A 20,395-nucleotide genomic window follows, 5' to 3' on the forward strand; every position below is an offset into this window, starting at 1 on the left:
TGATAAAGAAGCTGATTTCCACCAGCTTCTTTACTGTTTCTTATTTCACTTCATAAATCTTAGATAGATCTTCAAACATTGTGACAGGAATTGCTTTTGCTTCTTTTAATCCATCAAACTTTTTATCTACTGCAATAACTGCTTTCGGATATGCGATTGGTAGATAAGGTACGTCTTCTCTAGCTGTTTCTTGAATTTTATGGTATAGCTCTGCACGTTTTGTTTTATCCGTTTCAACTGCAGCTTCTTCCCATAACTTATCGAAATCAGCGTTTTTATATCGTGCATAATTGTATTCAGCATTACTTAAGAATAAGCTCTTATATGAATCTGGCTCAGGTCCCATTATGTAACCACCAAATGTAATGTCATATTCTTTATTCTCTTTATCTAAGCCTTTTTCACTTGCCGCACTAGCATCTAATGCATTTAGTTCAACTTCTAAGCCAACTTCTTTTAATTTTTGTTGTGTATAAAGCGCTAAGCTTTCCATGATTTTATTATTCGTTACATACATCACACGTACTTTTTCTTTATCTTTCACGCCAGCTTTTGCTAATAAATCTTTCGCTTCTTTTTTATCATACTTATAGTCTTTAATATCTTTCGCATAATACATAGCGTCTGGCGTTAAGATTGAATTTGCTGGTTCTGCAAATTCACCCGAAACGAATGCTGAGTTAATCATTTCTTTTTTATCTAACGCATGCGCAATTGCTTGGCGCACTTCTTTTTTCTTCATCAAATCTGTATTCATGTTATAAGATAAGTAGAATAATCTACCTTCAGGGAATGTTACCATTGAGAAGTTCCCAGTGCTATCTAATTTCTTAAAATCTTGTGGCTCAATCATCTTCATGTTGATTTGACCATTTTGCAGTGAAACATTTGCTGTATTACGGTCTTTTACAACGCGATATACGATAGAGTCTAATTTAGCTTTTCCACCTACATAATCATCGAATCGATCTAATGCAACGTACTCATCTGATTTATATTCTTTAAACTTAAACGGACCTGACCCTACAGGTTGTAAGTTTTTCTTACTCTTCGCTAAATCTGCTTCCCCTTCAAATACATGTTTCGGAATTGGGAAGAAATCATTCATCACACCTTCGAAAGATGCGCTTACTTGTGGTAAGACGAATTGAGTTGTTAACTCATCCACTTTTTTCACCTCAAGCGGCTTTCCTTTAAAAATAAAGTTTTCACGGCTTGAACTATTTTGCTTCTCATCTAAAATAGATTGGAATGTAAATGCAATATCGTCTGATGTAATTTTCTTACCGTCATGCCATTTCAAATTATCCTTTAGTTTTAAAGTCCATGTTAATTGATCCTCTGAAGGCGTAAAGCTCTCAGCAAGAACAAACTTTTTCTTACCGTCTTCCATATGATACAGCGGTGCATATAAAGCTTGCTGCACAGTTAATGACACACGATCATTCGCATAAAGCGGATTCATCGTATCTGGATTATCGCTAACGCCAATCGTTAACGTTCCTCCATCTTTCGGAGTCCCTGATTTACTAGTGCCCGCTTGCTTCGAATCTTTTTCCCCTGAACAAGCAGCTAATGCAATAAGTAGGATTAGAACAAATGGTAATGCAAATAATTTCCGTTTCATCTTTCGGCCCCCTCAAACTAGTTATACCCATAAGAAAACTCGGAATTAATCCCGAGTTTTCTTATAAGTTTTAAATTACCACTACCTGTATGTAAAGTCAAACTTTTTTGTAAATGTGGAAAGTTTGAAATCTACTAATACATTCTTGCCATAAAATATATTTATAAGGAGGATTAAAAAAGAAGACCACGAATAGGTTACCTCGTAAAATGAGTTAAAAAACTAGTAGCTTACAAAAAAACTCTAAAATGATTGTTATATATGACCGAAAATGTAGAATGGGATTAAAGACAAAAAACACATTTAGGAGGTTATCATGACATTTGATGAACTGAAAAAAAACAAACCAACAACCCAATGGATTGAGAATGATGAAGATGGGGAATTTTTTACTGAAGAAAATATAAGTGCAACAAATAAAGTTCTTGATACTTACATAAATAATTTAGAGAAATTGGGAAAAAATCCAACTGAAATTGAAATAATGCATGTTGTTAAAGAGGTTGTTCTTAACATAAATGAATTAAATGACGAACATGACTATTTTATTGAAACAATGGAAAGAGAAGATCTCTATGAATTTATCGATACAGCAGCACGAATAGCTGGCTTAGAATCCGAGGAAGATATAACAGAAGAATGGCGAGAATGGTAAAAAGTTGCCCCTCTAATAATTAGAGGGGCAACTTTTTTCATATACCAATTGAATGAATGATTTGATGTCCGCACAGAATTCATACATTGCAACATAATATTAAAAGGATTCAATTATAAATACTAGCACACCCACATCAACAAAAAAGACCACCAAAAGGCAGTCTCAAAACTCAATCTTATTCCCTACTCCTTGCTCCACCGCTTTCTCATACAAATACTTCGCAACGATAATATCCACTACCGCCAAACCAACTGATTTGAAAATAGTAATCTCTTCATTATTTTCGCGTCCAGCTTTTTCTTTGCTTATAATTTGACCAAGTTCAGCGTGAATGGCGTTTGCTTTGAATAGACCTTCTTTTATCGGAACTTGAAGGTCTCCTGTTTCGTCTAGTGCTGCTTCTTTTGATTCGACTACTACTTTGTTTGCTCCCGCGATGGCATGGGATGGTAGTTCTTGCATGCTCGGTCTGAATGAGCCGACGGCGTTTACGTGGACGCCTTTTTGTAGTGTTTCTGAGAAGACTGGTGTGGATGCATTCGTAGTTGTGACAATGATGTCTGCTTCGCTTATTGCTTCATTCGCATTGGTGTGAACATATGCAGGTTTGTTGAATCTCTCTTGTATATACTCCGCAAATGCATACGCCTTTTCTTCTGTTCGATTGTATAAAATGACTTTTTCGATAGCTCTTACCGCAAATACAGCTTCAGCAATTCCCTTCGCCTGTTCACCCGTCCCGATGATACATAACGTTTTTGCGTTATGACGAGCTAAATATTTTGTCGCTACTCCTGATAAGGCGCCTGTTCGAATCATCGTTAAGTAGGATCCTTCTAAAAGTGCGAGCGGTTCTCCCGTTTGAAAGTCTGATAGCATCACAATCCCGTTGATCGTTTTCTTTCCTATCTGTTTATTTTGCGGGACTACCGTTACTATTTTTACTCCAAGCGCCTCAAGCCCTTCCGCTACTGAAGGCATAATTAATGCCGTATTTTGCTCGTTCGCAAATGGTAATGAGCCCCTTATTGGTGTAATCGTTCTTTCTGCGGAAAATTCTTTTAAAGCAAGCGCCGCGTATTCAATAACTTCATTCATATTTACTAAGTTTCTTTGTTCGTTCGCGCTTATGACTAGCATATCTTTCCACCCCCTCCTCTTATCCTAACAAAAATCCACGGTTCAAATCATCTCTCGGGTCTACAACGAACTGATGAAATCCTGTAATAAAGGCATGCCCCGTTACTTTTAGAACGACAGCTTCATATGTATCTACTGCGGTTACCGACAATACTTCCCCCTCGAATTTCCCGTCAGTAATGCATTCATGGACGAAAATTTCTCCCTTTTGTAAAGCATCTTTTTCAAAAAGAGTTGCGATTCTTGCGGAAGTTCCTGTACCGCAAGGAGAACGATCTACTTGCCCATCAGCAAAGATTGTTACATTTCGTAAAGTTGCGTCTTCCCCTTTCGGTTCATCTGAGAAAATAACGCCGTATATCCCTTTTAATCCTTCTTCAAGTGGATGCTTCACTTCCATTTTGCTCTCGATGTAGTGCTTAATTTTACCGCCCCACGTTTGAATAGCAGGCAAGTCTTTAAAATCAACTTTCAAACCAAATTCTTTACAGTCTACCACAGCGTAAAATGCTCCTCCAAACGCAATATCTACTTGAAATTCATAGTTATCTATTTTAATAGGAACGTCTTTTTTGTATACAAATGAAGGAACATTTTCAAATGATACGGACTCTACTTCACTCCCGTTATATGTTGCATACGCAACAACTTCCCCAGCTGGGCTATCAATAATGAACTTTTGTTTTTCCCCCTTTACTTCAAACATGCCTGTTTCAATTCCTACTGTAATGACAGCGATAATGCCGTGACCACACATCGTGCTCCAACCTTCATTGTGCATAAATAACACACCAAAATCAGCGTGAGCACTTGCAGGCGGGGTAATAATACAACCGTACATCCCGTGATGCCCCCTCGGTTCATACATAAGAACCTCACGAAGATGGTCCAAATGTTCCATGCAGTAGGCGCGTCTTTCCAACTGCGTTTCTCCTTTTATTTCTGGCACACCACCCGTAATAATTCGAAGCGGCTCCCCAGCTACGTGTGCATCAATCGTTGTATATATTTTACTAACCTTCATTTCTATCTCTCCCCTATATGTTGATACTCTTTTTATTGCAAATATCATGCCAACGCATAGGGTATAAATTTGTATACATTGTTTAAAAAAGCATACATTACTGTCTATTTTTTTATACACTGTCCAGAGGCTATGTTATGGAGCCCCTTGATACAACCAGTCTTATTATTTTCACTGGAAAGTTACTTCCACCCCCAACATATACTGTTCAAAAGCAAAAAGGAAGTGATCCCATGTATTACGGAACAAAGGGCTGGTACGTAGCTGAACTAAAAAAATTAGGCGTACGCTATCATGAAGGACGAAAACTAGAAAGTTACCGCGGACACATATTACGCAATTTATTAATCGCACAACAAGAGAAATTAAAAGAACAGTAACATTCTAATGTAACGATATCGGCGATTCTCGGAATATATCAGCGATTCAACACAATATATCGGCGATTCGACATGCAATATCGACTTACCGACAAATTTCGCTAATTCATCTACCTAAACCACCAACCAATTACACATCAATACAAACAAAAAAGGTCACCCAAACGGGTGACCTTTCTTTCTTATTCACAAACAAGAATTTGTCTAGTAAATGACCCTTTTCTTGTAATACAGCGATCTGTAATTTCGAATCCTGCTTCATGGATCATGTCGTCCATTGTTTCCATCGTGACAACGACTACTTTTTTCGCGATGCGGCGTGCACTTGAGAGAATTGATAGTTGATCTTCTGGTGTGGCGTGCGTAAATAGGTCGTACGGCATATCGATAATGGCAACGTCGTAGTTCTCAGTAATTTCCTCGATCGGCCCTTTTGTTACTGTTCCTTCAAATCCGAAATGTGCGATGTTTTTTCTCGTTCCAAGAACTACAAGTGGATTTATATCTCTACCAACGATGTTAATCCCCATAGAAAGTGCTTCTACTACTACTGTTCCAATACCGCAGCACGGGTCAATTGCTCGTACTCCCTCTGGATTTGGTACAGCGATATTTGCAACTGATCTCGCAACACGTGTGCTAAGAGATGTCGAATAACTATGCGGTTTTTTTATGTGATGATACCAAACTGGTTCGCTTTCTACATAGTGCCCGAAGTACCAGCGTCCTCCAAGAGGAACAATCCCGAATACACGCTCTGGATTACGAACATCCGCTTCTCCTTCAATATGCATGCCGAGGTCTCTTTCAATAAGACGTCTTTCTCCATATTCAATTTTATTCTCTCCAACGAGGTCATTGATTTTAACGAAGATGACTTTGAACGTCGCTCCCGCCAAATCAATTTGTTCCACTTGTTTTAAAATGCTTTCTAAGTCGTCCCCTTCATACATAACTTCAATTCGCTCTTTAATAAACGCACTTCTACTCGGGTCAATTTTGACATCACTTTTTAAAATATTAACGTGGGACTCCATTCCAAAGAACGAGCGCATTTCCAAGTAACATAAAGCACGCTCCTCCTCACGAAATGCATACGTATATATACAGGCAGGTGTTTTACTATGATTATTCAATCTATTATCATCCTCTATCGTTTAAAATTGTTCTGATTACAATTACTCAAATACTTTTCTTTTGTATATAAAATTAAATGATATCATATGCCGGAAATAAAGAGAAACGTTAATAAATAAAAGAGACTGCCAATGGCAATCTCTTATTATTTATTAACGGAAAGAAGACACGTTGTTACCCATTTCTTCATAGTAATCTAAAATACCTTGATAAATAGCTTCCGCTGCACTTTGTCTCTGCGCTGGTGTAGCTATTTTATCTGCATCACTTTTATTATCTACAAATGCTAATTCTGCTAATACAGCTGGCATTGTATTTTCTCTAATTACATATAAATCGCCTTTTTTCACACCACGATCTTTTGTTCCCAGTGCATCTACAAGACGCTCTTGAATTTTTTCTGCTAGTAAACGACTTTCTGATACGTTAGGATTTGTTCCTCTTGCTGTCGCTGATTCATAGTAGAACGTTTCTGTACCTTGTCCATTTTTCTCTTCCGTGCCATTACCATGAATACTTACAAAAATATCCCCATTATTTTTTTGAGCAAATTCTACACGTTTCTTTAAAGAATCAGAAGCACTTGTTCCTGGACGTGTATCATCTGTACGAGTGAATAACACAGTAAATGGTGTCTTTTTCTCAAATATTTTCTGTAATCGTAGTGATACATCTAATACAGTTTCACTTTCTTTCTCATAATAACCTGGATTACCTGAATCCGCTCCCCCATGACCTGGATCAATGATAATCGCTTTTCCTTCTAAGAAGTTACCTTGCTTCACTGGATTTAATTGATTTTTATTAACCCATTGGAAACCAGCGCCCATGCGGATACGAATCCAGCTGCCGTTCTCTTCAATAACAGTTACTTGTTGTGCGTTATGTGTTCCCATTATTTTTGAAGAAGAAGAAGCTTCTGCATAAGTAGTGAATCCTTCATTAATAACTTCTGTTTTCTCTACTAAAGGTGTCCATTTATCACCTTTACTTGTTGCAATTTTGATCCATCCATCTCGTTCTTCTTTAATTTCAACCATTTGTGGATTATGCTGATTTGCACTAATCCCAGAACTTAATGATGGTGCGTGATATGTAATGAATTTTCTATCTATGTACATTTTCTTTGTTTCTACTGGACGATCACTATTCTTGCTAAATTTATCTGTTTGCGCAGTAAGTTGAGCTGCTTGTTCACGCGTAATAGAATCATTCGGTTTCCAGCCATCCTCTGTACCTAACGAAAGTTTTAATTCTACTAAAATATTAACTTCTTCTTTACCCCAATGATTCTCTAAATCAGCAAATTTTGTAGGAACTGGTCCTGTTACTTTGCTTTTCAGATTATATGCTCTTACAAGCATAGCTGCCATTTCAGCACGAGTTACTTTTCCTTCAGGATCAAATACTCCTGGTTCTCGCCCTTTAATAATATTCTCTTTTTCCATGGCTGCAATAAATGAAGCTGCCCAATTATTTTTTGCATCATTATAAGACGGCTTTGCATTTGGATCTATTTTAGCACCAATTGCTGTTGCGATAATCTTTGCTGCCTGAGCACGTGTTAAATTTCCGTATGGCATAAAGTTACCATCTGGCATACCGTTAATTACATTTCTCTCTACTAAATAATAAATTGCGTCTTTTGACCACGCACTATCTGAAACATCAGGAAATTTCTTCGTTTCTGCTAAACTACTAATTGGATGTGCTAGTAAATTTGCTGCTAATAAACCTGCGGCTATTGCTTTGTACTTCATGAAAAATAAATCTCCTCTCAAAACTTCATATTCATACAATTTTTTTAATCAAGCTAACTAAAAAATATTAACTATTAATTAATTCCTTTCATAGTGTATAACATTATATATCTATAGTAAATACGTTTCCGGCCGTATAAAAAAAATCGCATATATATAACTTATAATGAATGTATATAAAAATCTTTAATCAGCCCTCACCAATCGGGCTTTTACGGGCAGCCCGCCCCCATCTAACTTTTTTGCTTTCGCTGAATTTTGAGGTAGTGGTCTTACTGCCCGGCAAATAGCGGGATAAAAAAGCGATTAGGACATGTCTCCTAATCGCTTTGCCAAATAAAAAGCTGATTAAAAATAATATCTTTAATCAGCTCTCTATTATCTATGAAATTATTCTTCAATTAAATTAGACATTACATATGCATACACTAATGCTTCAGTATGCGCAATAGAACTTTCATGCGTACGTTCAAATGCGTGGGAAGAATCAATACCCGCTCCAATTAACGCATGTTTCACATCAAATCCCGCGCGAATCGCAGCTGATGCATCAGATCCGTAGTACGGATAAATATCTACTTTATATTCGATATGATTCGTTTTCGCAAGCTCTACTAAATGTTTGCGCAGTGCATAATGATACGGGCCGCTAGAGTCTTTTGCACAAATAGATACTGTATATTCATCAGATGCTTGTCCATCACCTAACGCTCCCATATCAACTGCTAAGTATTCAACAGTTTCTTCTGGAATGTTAGAGTTACCACCGTATCCAATCTCTTCATTATTAGAAATTAAGAAATGCGTCGTATATGGTAATGTTATGTTTTCATCTTGTAATCTTTTAATTAATTTTAATAAAATTGCAACACTTACTTTGTCATCTAAATGACGTGATTTTATGTATCCACTCTCTGTAATTTGAACGCGCGGATCAAATGAAACGAAGTCTCCTACTTCAATTCCTAATTCGCGTACTTCATCAGCTGAAAATACGCGCTCATCAATACGAACTTCAATATTTTTCTCATCGCGTTTTGCTTCACCTGCATCTTTATATACATGTACAGATGTTTGATGCATTAAAATTGTTCCTGTATACGTCTTGCCACTTGATGTTTCAATTTCGCAATATTCCCCTTCTACGGAGTTCCAGCGAAATCCACCAATCATAGAAAGACTCAGGCGACCGTCAGGCTTAATTTCTTTTACCATCGCACCTAACGTATCAACGTGTGCCGTTAATAAGCGGTGCTGTGCATCATTTTTCCCTTTTACCGTTAAAATAAGAGCTCCCTTATTATTACGTTTCGTTTCTACGTTCCACTCACTGACATAGTTTTCAATGAAATTAATAATTTTTGCTGTATTTCCAGATGGACTTGGAATAGAGACAAGCTCCTTAATCAGTTCCATCGTTTCTTTCGCATGATGTGCCATTGTCGTTTCCTCCTCTTTTTCTCTACTATTCAGTATACAAAATTCACCAGAAAACCTCTACTTATATAGCTTAATTTTCTAAATTGTAGTAAAATTCTTTTTAGTATATAAAAGGAGTTATAAAATATGAATATATCAAAAAAATATATACACATTGCACTCATTTGGTTTTTAGCATCATTATTTTGTTTACAAATCTCTTATGCCGTTCACACTACTACTTCTATTACAATCGGCTGGATATTAACAGCTATCTTCTTCATTATTAGCTTCATTGCAACAAAAAAGCATAGCGTTACTCATTAACGCTATGCTTTTCCTATAAAACTATTCTTCTGAAACGTCTAATAAATAAATCCCTTTTTCAAATCCACCGCGCTCTATCTCTTTTTGCTTACGAAGGCGTTCTACATCTTCAATCGATGCACCTTCTGCACGTGCTAATGAGATGATAACTTCTAGCGCATCCGCAAGAGAATCTAGCGCATGTTCGCGTTCTTTCATAGAAGCAAATTCACGAATTTCTTCCGTTCCAATTTTCGCTAAAGCTCGTATGTATGCTTGCCCTGTTAATTTTTGTGCTGTATATGTTTTTCCAGACATTAAAATCTTCTCTGGAACACGATCTCTTACTAACTTGTTATATGCTGACATCATTCATCCTCCTATATTTAATAACATCCGAGCTCTGCTTTATAGAAAAACCATTTTTTCTTCACGCATGCACTTAACATATCAATTTCTGATTCATGTGCTCTTACAGGCGGAAAGAAATAGTGCTCTGAGTTTTCTTCCTTACCATATAGAGTTTGGTACTCATCTGGAATCGCTTCTTTTTTCACATCTTTTTCTTTCGTCACCCCGTCAGAAAATGCAACACTTGGATGTCCCTCAAAAAATAACGCAGTCCGAACTGCCAAAGATGGTGTACTATGCAAAGCAGAATATGTAAGCAAAATAATAGTGATAACACCGATTATTTTCTTCATGTATTACTCCTAAAAAAAAGTGCTAACACAATTATACTAAAATGTGTTAGCACTTTCTCCCCTTTATCCCGAATTAACGAGCTAATAATCAGTGAGGAATGGACAAACTTTATTCCCCTTTAAATGCTGGTAAACGTTTCTCTAAAAACGCAGCAATACCTTCTTTATGATCCGCTGTTTGTCTCATTGCATATTGACCACGCTTTTCTAATTGCAATGTTTGCTCTAAATTAGAGCGATTTACTTCACATAAAATTTGCTTCGTTTGAATCATTGCTTTAATCGGTTTTTGTGACCATTCATTAATTTTTTGTTTCACAGCCGTTTGGAAATCTTCGCCGATTACTTCATCAATTAAGCCGATATCAAGCGCTTCTGTCGCTGATAACTTCTTACCTTCCCAAATAATTTGCTTCGTCATATTTTCACCGACACGCTTTTGAAGGAAGAAATGACCGCCTCCATCTGGAATTAAAGCGATTCCAATAAAGTTCATTGCAATAACAGATGATATATCCGCCATTACATAATCAGCTGTTAACGCAATACTTAACCCAAGACCTGCAGTCGGTCCATGAATTGCACTAATAACAAGCTTTGGCATCGTATATAATGTCACGACAACTTCAGAAATGGTATTCATAATGCCATCAAACTTACTTTCATCATTACTTGAAAGCATCGATTTAATATCCCCACCCGCAGAAAAACCACGGCCGTTCCCGCATAACACAACGATATGCGCAGAACTTTCCGCTACTTCTTTCAACTTTTGTAATAACTCTTTTAAGGTCGGCTCATCCAACGCATTTAATACCTCTGGGCGATTGACCATAACCGTTGCAACGTGGCCTTCATATTTCACAACGACAGATTCTGTTTTACTTGTTATTTCCATTATATATACCCCTCTTTTCTCCATAAAGATTATACTTATATAATTATAGAAAACCACTGAAAAACCCTTCTTTTTTCTCAATTTTCTGTCTAATAATCTCACAATTTGTACATTTACCGTATAAAACATACCATTCCGTTGAAAAATATAGAAATTAAAGTCGGTTTATCCATGCTTTTCATCTATTTACCATTACAATGAAATGGTGTATTCTTAAGTTTGATAAAAAACAAATATTGAAATTCATTCGCCTTACTATGTAAAAAAGGCTTTATACCCCTATTTTGGGTGTTGTAATAAAGGAATGAAGAACTGGAGGAACATATGGTTAATAAGTTGAAACAAACGGATAACTACTTCCCACATTTCCTATTGCTATTCATTGTGTTTCAACCAATTTTAGATTTATTAACATCTTTTTCAATCTATATACTACACATGAGCGCAACAGTTGGAGTTGTAGTCCGTTTCGCCTTTATGCTTCTTGCATTAGGGTACCTACTTCTTCATCACAAACAACAAGATGCGAAAAAGTACATCCTCTATTTATGCTTACTCGGAATCGCACTCGCAATTGGTCTTGTAAATAATATGATGGTTAAATCTCCAGTTTCATTTGGAGAAGAAGTTAAATTCATCTTAAAGAGCGTATATCCAATTGTGCTACTGTTTGGATATATTATCGCCTTTAAAGAGCTAAAAAATAAAGAGTATGTATTTCATAAAATCATTACATATTTCTTATATGCAACTTTAATTTTAAGCATTACAATGATTGTCGCAATGCAAACTGGAACGGATTTCCCAAGCTATCCTCACTCAAAAATCGGTTCAAGAGGTTGGTTCTTCGCTGGAAATGATTTAAGTTCTCTTTTCGCCATTATGTTCCCAATCATTGTCTTATATTCGATTCATAAAACAACTTCTTTCTCGAAAATATATTACTGGATTCCAACAATACTTGCGATGTATGCAAGTATTATGGTCGGAACGAAAGTCGGATATGGCGCAATTGTTATTACATTAGGCGTAGCACTTTTCTTCTCATTCATTGAATATATGATAAATCGTAAAAAAGAAGGAAAAGGATTCACACATATTGTAAATACCGTTGTTGTCGCAGTTATACTAGGAGGTTTAATTGCTCTTACACCGCATACTCCTATCGCAAAAAATATGGGCATTCACATGCAAATATACGAATACAAAAAATCAGTGCAAGAAGAGAAAGATCGAAAAGAAGGAAAAGTAATTAAAGCAGATCCAGAAGATGCAAAAAAACATGCAAAAGGTGAACTTACAGATTCTGAAGTAAAAAGTTTAATTTACAGTGATCGCGACAAATTCTTAAAAACATACAAACAATACTATAAAGACGCACCGCTTTCACAAAAACTATTCGGAATGGGTTACGCTGGTAACTACACAGATAAAATTAAATTAATTGAAATGGACTTCCATGACCTATTTTTCGCCTTTGGAATTGTCGGTTTCCTTATTTACTTAATACCTCTTCTATACTTTGGTATTAAATTATTTATCCGCATGATCACAAACTTTAAGAAAATCATGAAAGTAAAGTATATGCTATTAGCGAGCACACTCATTCTATCACTTGGCATTGGCTTTATGTCTGGCCACGTATTAACAGCGCCAGCCGTTAGTATTTTCTTCGTTGTTATACTCGCTTATATCATTGTTGATTTTGAAATTGAATAAAAAGAAGGTGCTACGAAATATTAGTAGCACCTTCTTTTTTATTTAATTAATGTTTTACGTATTCTAAGCTTTCTTTTGCAATATACGCTTCTGTTACAGTAGGATTATCTGAAATAACTTTAACCCACGCTTTTCCATTTATTATCTCTTCACCAGTAACTGTGACAACTACATTTGTATTTAAACGATACAGTCGCTCATTTGATATACTAGGATTCTTTTTCACTTCCACGTTATTCATCACACGTGCAAGTTTGTACTTGTTGTATTCTTTTTTACCTAAATAAGAATCAAAACGGTTCATATGCCCCGCTACTTTTTTACCCCAGTTCGCATCAGATGCATATTTCGCATTTAAACCAGCAGCTTTATCACCTGTATATGTTGCTGTATAACGCCAATGTCCTGGATTTAAATATCCTTCATTCATGTATAATTTTGCTGCATGTTCAATACAATCTTCTTTTGAATTGAATGCTTCTCCGTTACCATACGGACTATCGTCTGTTGCTTTTAAACCAAATAAATTATTTTTGTCTTTTGCAAGAGCGCTTGTTCCATAATAACTTTCATGAATTGCTAATGAATATAAGAATAATGCATTTACATTATACTTGCTTTCTACTTCTTTAAATTTCTTTCCTAAACCAATTAATGGAGAGTCTGGTTTAATCGATTTCACATAACTATCTAGTTGTTCAGCTGTATAATCTGTTTTCGAACGTAATGATAAATAATTGAAATATTGATAGAAAGTTTCGTCTCCAAATGTCTTTCCATCTACACTATACATTTGCTGTCCTTGCTTCATGAAAGAAGGTGCCACACCATATCTAAATTCTGTATATCCAGGTGAACTTGTATTATATGTATAATATTTATGGTATAAATATCCATCTGATTTCACATAATAAGACGACTGTTTCATTTCATTTGTAGGAATTAAAGTGATTTCATTCTTCTTCACATAACCTGTCAAACCAGAAAGTTGAACTTTCACACGATCTTCGCCAACTTCTAACACTTTCAATTCTGTTCCATACTGAATATACGTATATACTGTTGACAAATTCTCATCATAAATATTAATGATGTTTTGCCCAGTTATTCTTTTCGCACTTGCAAAACCATCTTTAATCCATAAAAATTCGTTCTCGTATTTTACCGCATTCATACCTTTATTTTGAGCAGCCGTAACCGCTTCTTTATACGTATTATAGCGCTCTACTTCTTGCTCTGTTCCGTTTTCTCTTACATTTGTCACAACATATTTCTTAGTTTCTACAGGATTGCTATTTCCGTTTTTTTCAATCGTCTGAAGCATGCGATCCAACATAGCTGAAGCCATCCCTCTTGTAGCTGATAAATGTGGTCTAAATGTATTATCTTCTGGATACCCTTTAATAATTTGAGTAGCCACCATAACTTGCACATGCTCTTTATAGTTAATACTATCTTTATCAGTAAAGGTAAGCGGACTTACAGCTACTTTAATATTTTTATAGTCTAACGCTCGCTTTACCATTATCGACATTTCTTCACGTGTAATCACATCATTTGGTGAGAATGTCTCGTTCGTACGACCATTAATAATTTTCGCTCCATATGCTCTACTTACACCATCATATAAACCGTAAGTCTTCGGCACATCCTCGAAATTCGAATCAGCTTTCGGTAAATTTAAAGCCCTTGCTATGAATGTAGCAAACTCTGCTCTTGTTACTAATTTATCAGGCGCATATACATTGTCTCCATACCCCATTAAAACTCCTTTAGTAATAAGTGAGCGCATATTCGTCTCAAACATATGTCCTGTAATATCATCATTTGCCGCATAACTTGAAATAGGAGTTAAAAGTAATGATCCCGTTAATGCCACTGCTGTTATACCTTTTGAAAAAGTCTTCAAGGTTATCCTCCTCGTAATCTACGAATTTATTATCACAAATTTGATTATATAATAATCACAATCATTTTAGCATAATAAATAGGAATTAAAATAAAACGTTTTTTAATTAGAATTTTCATTAAATTCAAAACAAAATAAAAGACACTTTACTTTTTTAATAAAGTGCCTTTTTCCATATGATCAATGAGTTTCTTTGTTGCCTGTTTGCCTTGCAACCGAAGCTCATCTATTGTCAATTGTAACTCTTGCTGCACAGTTCCTTGTTGCATTAATTGCTTTTTCGCAATTTCATATAAATACTCAGCACTCCATTCGCCATCCACACTTCCTATAACTGGCTGATTCACTTGACTTAAAAACGAATCAATTTTCGGATCGTATGAAATCCCGACCATTGGAGTTTTGGCTACAGCAGAAAAAACTAGTGCATGAAGACGCATACCAATTAGTAATGAACATTGTGATAAAATGAATATTTTCTCGTCGATATCCATTTTATATGGAAGCATATACGTCTCTTCTCCCATTAAGTCTACTACTTCACGCGAAGCTTTTTGATCAAATGGCTCATGCATTGGAACAAATAGAATTTGGTATCCTTCTTGCTTTAATTTTTTTAATGCCGCAGCTAATTTTTTTATATAATCTTCTTTTGCATTCCAATAACGCACACTAACCGCGATTACTTTTCCATGTATCGAATGCTTTTGCAACCAATCCGATTGTTTTGTCCGTTTCCATGTTAAAACAGGGTCTGGAACAATTTCAATATCGTTTTTTATGCCAAGTTCTTTTAAATATAAAAACGAATCCTCATCTCGAACTGATACATAGGAAGCTTTTGACAAGTTCCATTTTACTAATAGACGATTATATCCTTTTGTAATTGGACCGATTCCTTGTGAATAAATATAATACGGCTTTTTTAATAATCGAGCGAGTCCCATAATACCCGTATAATATAGAATACTCTTCGTACTTGTCTGATCTTGAAGAAGGCTCCCGCCACCGCTAATAACTCCATCACTGTTTTTTATCGCATGATAAACAGCTTTTATATCCCAGCGATCTACCGATTCTACACCATACATTTCCTTTGTATATTTAGAATCATTTGATAGTACTACTAGTTCTATATCCGGGTTCTCTTTACTTAACGATTCAATAATTGATTGTAGAATCGCCTCGTCTCCAACATTATAAAAACCATAATATCCTGATAAGACTAAACGCACCCTAAATCTCCTCCAAAACTAGGTAACCGTTTATTTCATCTAACATAAACTAGTACCCATTCCTTACCTAAACACTTGATACCCTACATAGTTTCCTCTTTATCAGTTCATATGAATTATAATAAAAAATTAAATTTCTATATTTATCTTTTCAAAAATGGTATTTTGTTTATTGATATCCATTTTAATTTCAAAGCACATACACCATACAAAATGGTTGTAATACTTAATGCTATACCACTGAATAATAACGTCATAATTCTTGAAGTTGTAACATCTATCACATTACATAATTCATACAATCCTAGTCCCAAAATACATGCTATTGCTAGCACACCGAAAAAGCTTTTTAAATGAATAGAATAGGCAATATAGCTTCGAATATACAAATGATTTACAATACAAATCAATACGTAAGTAATTAATGTACTATACGCCGCTCCATCTATGCCAAACTTCTGCACGAACATCATGTTTAGCATGACTTTCACACAACTCGCACCAATAACAATCCATGCAGCTTGTGCAGAACGGTTAATGCCCTGTAAAACACCTATTGATAATACCATAACCGCAGTAAAATACGAACTGCCAATCATAACTGTTAACATACTACTGCCTTTTACGTCTGTGAACAATCCGACATTTAACGGTACGGTTAATGCCATCAACCATATTGTTAACGGTGCTGTCAAAACATGCGCTAGTCGATTTGTATTTTGAATTGTTATTTTCGCCAAATTTATATCTCTTTTGGCCAATGCGGAAGTTAAGAGTGGTATTAACGGAAATACAATTGCACTTGCAAAAATAACAATTATTTGTGTGAATGCAAAACCGCGACTGTATATTCCAAATTGTTCTTGAATTTCTGTTGATGATCCTTGTAATACATGCGGTATTGTAAGCGAGTCTACTAAATTTAAAAGTGGCATTGATAAAGCTCCGATAGCGATTGGGATCGATACCCGCAATATCTTTTTGCCGTTTTCTCTTAAATCTCGGAGCGAATAGGAATTGCTTTTATTGTAGTATGGACTTCTATTATATTTTATACGCAAATATATAAGCGAACTAATGACTCCAAGAAAAGAGCCAACCATCGCACCACTAGTAATAACAGTATTACTCTTATCCCATGATACTAGTATGTAAGCAATTATTAACATAAAAAACACACGTACAAATTGCTCAATGACCTGTGATACCCCTGTTGGTTTCATATCACCGAAACCTTGAAAATACCCTCTATACACCGCCATGTATGGCGCAATGAGTAATGCTAATGAAGTAATAAGCAACGGCATTCTAGTTTCTTGTCCACCGAGCATATTCGCAATTTCAATAGAAAATAATACAATGACTAAACAGCCGAAAACGCCAAATGCTATCCCAATAATTGACGCTGATTTAAATAATTTCGCAATTTCCTTTTGCTTATTTTTTTCGTTCAACTCTGCAATTAGTTTCGAAATTGCAAGTGGAACTCCGGCTACCGATAATGTAAGAGCAATCATATATACAGGAAAAACAAGGCGAAAAATACCGAGCACTTCATCTCCTGCAATATTTTGTAATGGAATTTGAAAAAAACTACCAAGCAATTTTGACAAAAAAGTTGTAATGGTTAAAATTGCTGCTCCTTTTACAAATGTTTTATTCATATTTTTTCTCTTTTCTTTTATACATATACTCTCAAACATATTGTTTTAAGCGATAGGAATTCATTTTATCCCATTGGTTATCATAACAAATTTATTATAGGTTGAATACTTGGTTTTTTTTTCAAAATAGAAAAGCGAACCCATTTAAGCCTGTCTCTTCACAATATTTTTCTAATTCCTTCCATTATATATATACACACTATAAGCGTTTCTGTTACGCCAAAAGAGCCCTTCCTCTCTGTCACTGCGATACATATTACTAAAAACATTATAAAAACATCCCACAACTCTACATTATAATTTATGTAAAATTGTGAGATATTCTAATTACTATCTAAACACTTAAGATTTTCAATTGCTCTTTCTGTTCATCGCTTGCCATTACTGCGATTGTTTTTTCAATACTCGGATGTACTTGCTCAAGCTTTACACTTGCTCCTACTTTATTTGATTGCTCAACAAAATTTAATAATGCCATAGCTCCTGATACATCCATATAACGCACATCTTTCATACGTAAAACAACCGGTGACTTCACATCTTGTAAAGTAGAGAAAATACGATCTACTGATAGGAAAGAGAGCGGCCCTTGAATTGTGTACGTTTCTTCTTTTTCTTTTACGATAGAAGTTTTACGTTCTTTACATTTCACCATATATATGATGAACGAAAGAATAATACCGAAGGCAACAGCAATCATTAAATCGAACTTCACCGTTACAATCATCGTTACGAGCATAACAACGACATCACCTTTAGGAGCGACATGCATCTTTTTCATGCTTCCCCAATCGAACATTCCAATACCAGTTAAAATTAAAATACCTGATAATACAGCAAGTGGAATATATTGTACGACCGAACCAAGACCCATAATAAAAATAAATAAGATAACACTATGCATACATGCCGAAAGTGCCGTTTTACCGCCACTTCTTATATTCACGATAGACCTTACAGTCGCACCTGCACCTGCTAATCCGCCAAACAATCCGCTCATCATATTACCGATACCTTGTCCAACGAGCTCTTTATTACTTTTATGACGTGTACCTGTCACATTATCCATTACGACCGATGTTAACAACGAGTCAATCGATCCTAATAAAGCAATACTAAGCGCTGGTAAAATAAGTGCTGCTATTCCTGTTCCACTTAAAGATGGAATATGAAGCGTAGGCATCGCTTCTGGAATGGTTCCAATCTTTTCAATTACTTTATTTAGTGAAAGATTTCCGATAATCGGTAACTTTACTGTAAGTCCTTCGAGTAGAGAAGAAAATAAAGGAAGCAAAGCTGTCACACCGACTAGTGCTACTAAACTAGACGGAATCGCCTTAATCCATTTGCCAGAAACAATCATTACAATAATCGTTAACACAACAAGTAAAAAACTATTTTGTACGTGTTTTATTTCGCCTAAAATAATGATTAATGCAATACCATTCATAAATCCTGAAACGACAGGATACGGAATATATCGAACGTAAGAACCGAGCTTACATACACCGAATAAAATTTGAAATAATCCTGCCATCATAAAGGCAATAAAACTTGCCTCTAACCCGTGCGTCGCAATAACTCCTGTTGCAATAACGGTAATCGGTCCAGTTGGCCCTGTTACTTGCCCAGGTGTCCCGCCAAATAACGCTGCGAATAAACCTGCAAAAATCGCACCATACAATCCAACAAGCGCTCCCTCAGACGTTCCTGTCGCGGCAATACCAAATGCAATCGCAAGTGGTAACGCAACAATCGCAACAGTAAATCCTGCTAAACATTCCTTTGCTATTTTTTGAAACATAAAAAAACCACCTTTGTATAAAGTCCATGTTCCATTGTACACCTAAAAAGATACATTCGTTAGCTCACTTTTTACATTCTCGTGACGTAAACGTATTCAACGAAAAGTTTTCCCCTTATCTTTGGAAACAATTGCAACTATGCTATAATGAACAAATTAAATCTTTTACTATATACTTGGAGGCACTATGCTAACTTTTGAAGAAAAATTATCGATTATTGAATCTTTCCCAGAACTAGAAAGAAAGAACGTATCATTAAAACGTGTAAACTTCCACTTTGAAGAAAGTCGTTTAGATAAAAAGAACGTTGTATTTCATTTACACCCAAATGGAAATGGATTTGTATATGCAAGCGGTATTAAAGGTTATAAAACAGATGATAAAGGCATGGTTAACATCCGTGAGTTTTCAGCAGAGGAGTTACGTTCAGTAATTGAGAAATCAATTGACCTTCTATCACAAGAAGAGGTAGTAGCACCTGTAGAACCTGCGAAAGAAGAAGAATGGCAGAACGAAGATGGTCATATTCTTACTCTTATTTCAGAGGATGACATGTGGAACGTGTACGCTGGTGTAAACTTAGACGGTACATTCAACTCTTATCCAGAAGCTGCGGAATACCTTGATGAAGAAGGCTTTTCACGCAAATAAAAATAGAAGCCTATTTCATTCAACGACTTTTATAGTAATCAAAGAAGACACTTAAGGTGTCTTTTTTTGTTATATAAACTCCTTTCTCACACTATCTCTACTAATTTTCATAAAATGATTCAGAGGAGGTTTATATGAATACAACTGCTAAATTAATAAATTGGAAAGAACATGGCGATATGATTATTCTAGAATGTGAATTAAATGGAAAACGCTTCGAGATATCAACATATAAACAAAGAATATATAATGCACACCTTTTATCAGCTGACGTTTATATTCGTTTAGACTCATCTGATAATATAATTGGAATAAATATTTATAAAAAGTAAGAAAAGCCCCCTATTCCGTAGGCGGGC

The 20,395-nt window shown here is 35.6% G+C and carries 19 protein-coding genes; 6 read left to right on the top strand and 13 right to left on the bottom strand.

Going from position 1 to position 20,395, the window contains the following annotated elements; all coding sequences use genetic code 11:
• Positions 1–40 precede the first annotated feature (40 nt).
• Complete coding sequence (locus ACK1U5_RS14140; RefSeq protein WP_000823570.1) at positions 41–1,627, bottom strand: ABC transporter substrate-binding protein; 1,587 nt, start codon at positions 1,625–1,627, stop codon at positions 41–43.
• A 316-nt stretch (positions 1,628–1,943) separates the two neighbouring features.
• Between ACK1U5_RS14140 and ACK1U5_RS14145 the strand changes: the two genes are divergently transcribed.
• On the top strand, positions 1,944–2,282 hold the full coding sequence (locus ACK1U5_RS14145) for a hypothetical protein (protein ID WP_000141765.1): 339 nt from the start codon (positions 1,944–1,946) through the stop codon (positions 2,280–2,282).
• A 165-nt stretch (positions 2,283–2,447) separates the two neighbouring features.
• Here ACK1U5_RS14145 and ACK1U5_RS14150 read toward each other — a convergent pair whose 3' ends face one another.
• Entirely contained in the window at positions 2,448–3,425 is a 978-nt protein-coding gene (locus ACK1U5_RS14150) for an ornithine cyclodeaminase family protein (RefSeq protein WP_000960324.1), read from the bottom strand.
• Between the two features lie 19 nt (positions 3,426–3,444).
• On the bottom strand, positions 3,445–4,497 hold the full coding sequence (locus ACK1U5_RS14155) for a proline racemase family protein (protein WP_113710785.1): 1,053 nt from the start codon (positions 4,495–4,497) through the stop codon (positions 3,445–3,447).
• 89 nt (positions 4,498–4,586) lie between these two features.
• Between ACK1U5_RS14155 and ACK1U5_RS14160 the strand changes: the two genes are divergently transcribed.
• Positions 4,587–4,829, top strand: a complete 243-nt coding sequence (locus ACK1U5_RS14160; RefSeq protein WP_016109314.1) for a YflJ family protein — start codon at positions 4,587–4,589, stop codon at positions 4,827–4,829.
• 182 nt (positions 4,830–5,011) lie between these two features.
• Here the strand turns inward: ACK1U5_RS14160 and ACK1U5_RS14165 are convergent, their stop codons facing one another.
• The 3 genes from ACK1U5_RS14165 to ACK1U5_RS14175 all read right to left on the bottom strand — a co-directional run bounded on the left by ACK1U5_RS14165 (position 5,012) and on the right by ACK1U5_RS14175 (position 9,166).
• Positions 5,012–5,965 (bottom strand): TRM11 family SAM-dependent methyltransferase, encoded by a 954-nt coding sequence (locus ACK1U5_RS14165; RefSeq protein WP_001059308.1) that lies wholly within the window; start codon positions 5,963–5,965, stop codon positions 5,012–5,014.
• Between the two features lie 153 nt (positions 5,966–6,118).
• Complete coding sequence (locus ACK1U5_RS14170; RefSeq protein ID WP_069605245.1) at positions 6,119–7,726, bottom strand: N-acetylmuramoyl-L-alanine amidase; 1,608 nt, start codon at positions 7,724–7,726, stop codon at positions 6,119–6,121.
• A gap of 390 nt (positions 7,727–8,116) precedes the next feature.
• Positions 8,117–9,166, bottom strand: coding sequence for a M42 family metallopeptidase (locus ACK1U5_RS14175; protein WP_000930027.1), 1,050 nt, complete (start codon positions 9,164–9,166; stop codon positions 8,117–8,119).
• 126 nt (positions 9,167–9,292) lie between these two features.
• Here ACK1U5_RS14175 and ACK1U5_RS14180 point away from each other — a divergent pair, with 126 nt between their 5' ends.
• Entirely contained in the window at positions 9,293–9,472 is a 180-nt protein-coding gene (locus ACK1U5_RS14180; RefSeq protein WP_065845517.1) for a hypothetical protein, read from the top strand.
• Positions 9,473–9,493: 21 nt separating this feature from the next.
• Here the strand turns inward: ACK1U5_RS14180 and ACK1U5_RS14185 are convergent, their stop codons facing one another.
• The 3 genes from ACK1U5_RS14185 to ACK1U5_RS14195 all read right to left on the bottom strand — a co-directional run bounded on the left by ACK1U5_RS14185 (position 9,494) and on the right by ACK1U5_RS14195 (position 11,077).
• Positions 9,494–9,820, bottom strand: a complete 327-nt coding sequence (locus ACK1U5_RS14185; protein ID WP_113710786.1) for a nucleoside triphosphate pyrophosphohydrolase — start codon at positions 9,818–9,820, stop codon at positions 9,494–9,496.
• Between the two features lie 17 nt (positions 9,821–9,837).
• A complete protein-coding gene (locus tag ACK1U5_RS14190; RefSeq protein WP_000720150.1) occupies positions 9,838–10,155 on the bottom strand; it encodes a hypothetical protein in 318 nt (105 codons plus the stop codon).
• Between the two features lie 109 nt (positions 10,156–10,264).
• A complete protein-coding gene (locus tag ACK1U5_RS14195; RefSeq protein WP_001999174.1) occupies positions 10,265–11,077 on the bottom strand; it encodes an enoyl-CoA hydratase in 813 nt (270 codons plus the stop codon).
• Positions 11,078–11,377: 300 nt separating this feature from the next.
• On the opposite strand from ACK1U5_RS14195, the gene ACK1U5_RS14200 reads away from it, so the two are divergent.
• A complete protein-coding gene (locus ACK1U5_RS14200) occupies positions 11,378–12,772 on the top strand; it encodes an O-antigen ligase family protein (protein ID WP_000247533.1) in 1,395 nt (464 codons plus the stop codon).
• 46 nt (positions 12,773–12,818) lie between these two features.
• Here the strand turns inward: ACK1U5_RS14200 and ACK1U5_RS14205 are convergent, their stop codons facing one another.
• The 4 genes from ACK1U5_RS14205 to ACK1U5_RS14220 all read right to left on the bottom strand — a co-directional run bounded on the left by ACK1U5_RS14205 (position 12,819) and on the right by ACK1U5_RS14220 (position 19,384).
• Positions 12,819–14,681 (bottom strand): S-layer homology domain-containing protein, encoded by a 1,863-nt coding sequence (locus ACK1U5_RS14205; RefSeq protein ID WP_000847506.1) that lies wholly within the window; start codon positions 14,679–14,681, stop codon positions 12,819–12,821.
• Positions 14,682–14,827: 146 nt separating this feature from the next.
• The gene (gene csaB / locus ACK1U5_RS14210; RefSeq protein ID WP_001241591.1) at positions 14,828–15,916 is read right to left on the bottom strand and encodes a polysaccharide pyruvyl transferase CsaB; all 1,089 of its coding nucleotides are present in this window, start codon (positions 15,914–15,916) and stop codon (positions 14,828–14,830) included.
• 143 nt (positions 15,917–16,059) lie between these two features.
• Positions 16,060–17,580, bottom strand: a complete 1,521-nt coding sequence (locus ACK1U5_RS14215; protein WP_001043998.1) for a putative polysaccharide biosynthesis protein — start codon at positions 17,578–17,580, stop codon at positions 16,060–16,062.
• 334 nt (positions 17,581–17,914) lie between these two features.
• On the bottom strand, positions 17,915–19,384 hold the full coding sequence (locus tag ACK1U5_RS14220) for a SulP family inorganic anion transporter (protein WP_000486654.1): 1,470 nt from the start codon (positions 19,382–19,384) through the stop codon (positions 17,915–17,917).
• A gap of 187 nt (positions 19,385–19,571) precedes the next feature.
• Between ACK1U5_RS14220 and ACK1U5_RS14225 the strand changes: the two genes are divergently transcribed.
• The gene (locus ACK1U5_RS14225) at positions 19,572–20,036 is read left to right on the top strand and encodes a hypothetical protein (protein ID WP_000954998.1); all 465 of its coding nucleotides are present in this window, start codon (positions 19,572–19,574) and stop codon (positions 20,034–20,036) included.
• Positions 20,037–20,170: 134 nt separating this feature from the next.
• Positions 20,171–20,368 carry a hypothetical protein gene (locus ACK1U5_RS14230; RefSeq protein ID WP_001098258.1) on the top strand — a complete coding sequence of 66 codons (198 nt, stop codon included), beginning with the start codon at positions 20,171–20,173 and terminating at the stop codon, positions 20,366–20,368.
• Positions 20,369–20,395 lie beyond the last annotated feature (27 nt).

The sequence above is a fragment of the Bacillus sp. XB1 genome (assembly GCF_053557995.1).

Excerpts from the sequence above, each read along its gene's own strand:
- ACK1U5_RS14140 (WP_000823570.1), bottom strand. The coding sequence starts at position 1,627 with ATGAAACGGAAATTATTTGCATTACCATTTGTTCTAATCCTACTTATT.
- ACK1U5_RS14145 (WP_000141765.1), top strand. The coding sequence starts at position 1,944 with ATGACATTTGATGAACTGAAAAAAAACAAACCAACAACCCAATGGATT.
- ACK1U5_RS14150 (WP_000960324.1), bottom strand. The coding sequence starts at position 3,425 with ATGCTAGTCATAAGCGCGAACGAACAAAGAAACTTAGTAAATATGAAT.
- ACK1U5_RS14155 (WP_113710785.1), bottom strand. The coding sequence starts at position 4,497 with ATGATATTTGCAATAAAAAGAGTATCAACATATAGGGGAGAGATAGAA.
- ACK1U5_RS14160 (WP_016109314.1), top strand. The coding sequence starts at position 4,587 with ATGGAGCCCCTTGATACAACCAGTCTTATTATTTTCACTGGAAAGTTA.
- ACK1U5_RS14170 (WP_069605245.1), bottom strand. The coding sequence starts at position 7,726 with ATGAAGTACAAAGCAATAGCCGCAGGTTTATTAGCAGCAAATTTACTA.
- ACK1U5_RS14175 (WP_000930027.1), bottom strand. The coding sequence starts at position 9,166 with ATGGCACATCATGCGAAAGAAACGATGGAACTGATTAAGGAGCTTGTC.
- ACK1U5_RS14180 (WP_065845517.1), top strand. The coding sequence starts at position 9,293 with ATGAATATATCAAAAAAATATATACACATTGCACTCATTTGGTTTTTA.
- ACK1U5_RS14185 (WP_113710786.1), bottom strand. The coding sequence starts at position 9,820 with ATGTCAGCATATAACAAGTTAGTAAGAGATCGTGTTCCAGAGAAGATT.
- ACK1U5_RS14190 (WP_000720150.1), bottom strand. The coding sequence starts at position 10,155 with ATGAAGAAAATAATCGGTGTTATCACTATTATTTTGCTTACATATTCT.
- ACK1U5_RS14195 (WP_001999174.1), bottom strand. The coding sequence starts at position 11,077 with ATGGAGAAAAGAGGGGTATATATAATGGAAATAACAAGTAAAACAGAA.
- ACK1U5_RS14200 (WP_000247533.1), top strand. The coding sequence starts at position 11,378 with ATGGTTAATAAGTTGAAACAAACGGATAACTACTTCCCACATTTCCTA.
- ACK1U5_RS14215 (WP_001043998.1), bottom strand. The coding sequence starts at position 17,580 with ATGAATAAAACATTTGTAAAAGGAGCAGCAATTTTAACCATTACAACT.
- ACK1U5_RS14220 (WP_000486654.1), bottom strand. The coding sequence starts at position 19,384 with ATGTTTCAAAAAATAGCAAAGGAATGTTTAGCAGGATTTACTGTTGCG.
- ACK1U5_RS14225 (WP_000954998.1), top strand. The coding sequence starts at position 19,572 with ATGCTAACTTTTGAAGAAAAATTATCGATTATTGAATCTTTCCCAGAA.
- ACK1U5_RS14230 (WP_001098258.1), top strand. The coding sequence starts at position 20,171 with ATGAATACAACTGCTAAATTAATAAATTGGAAAGAACATGGCGATATG.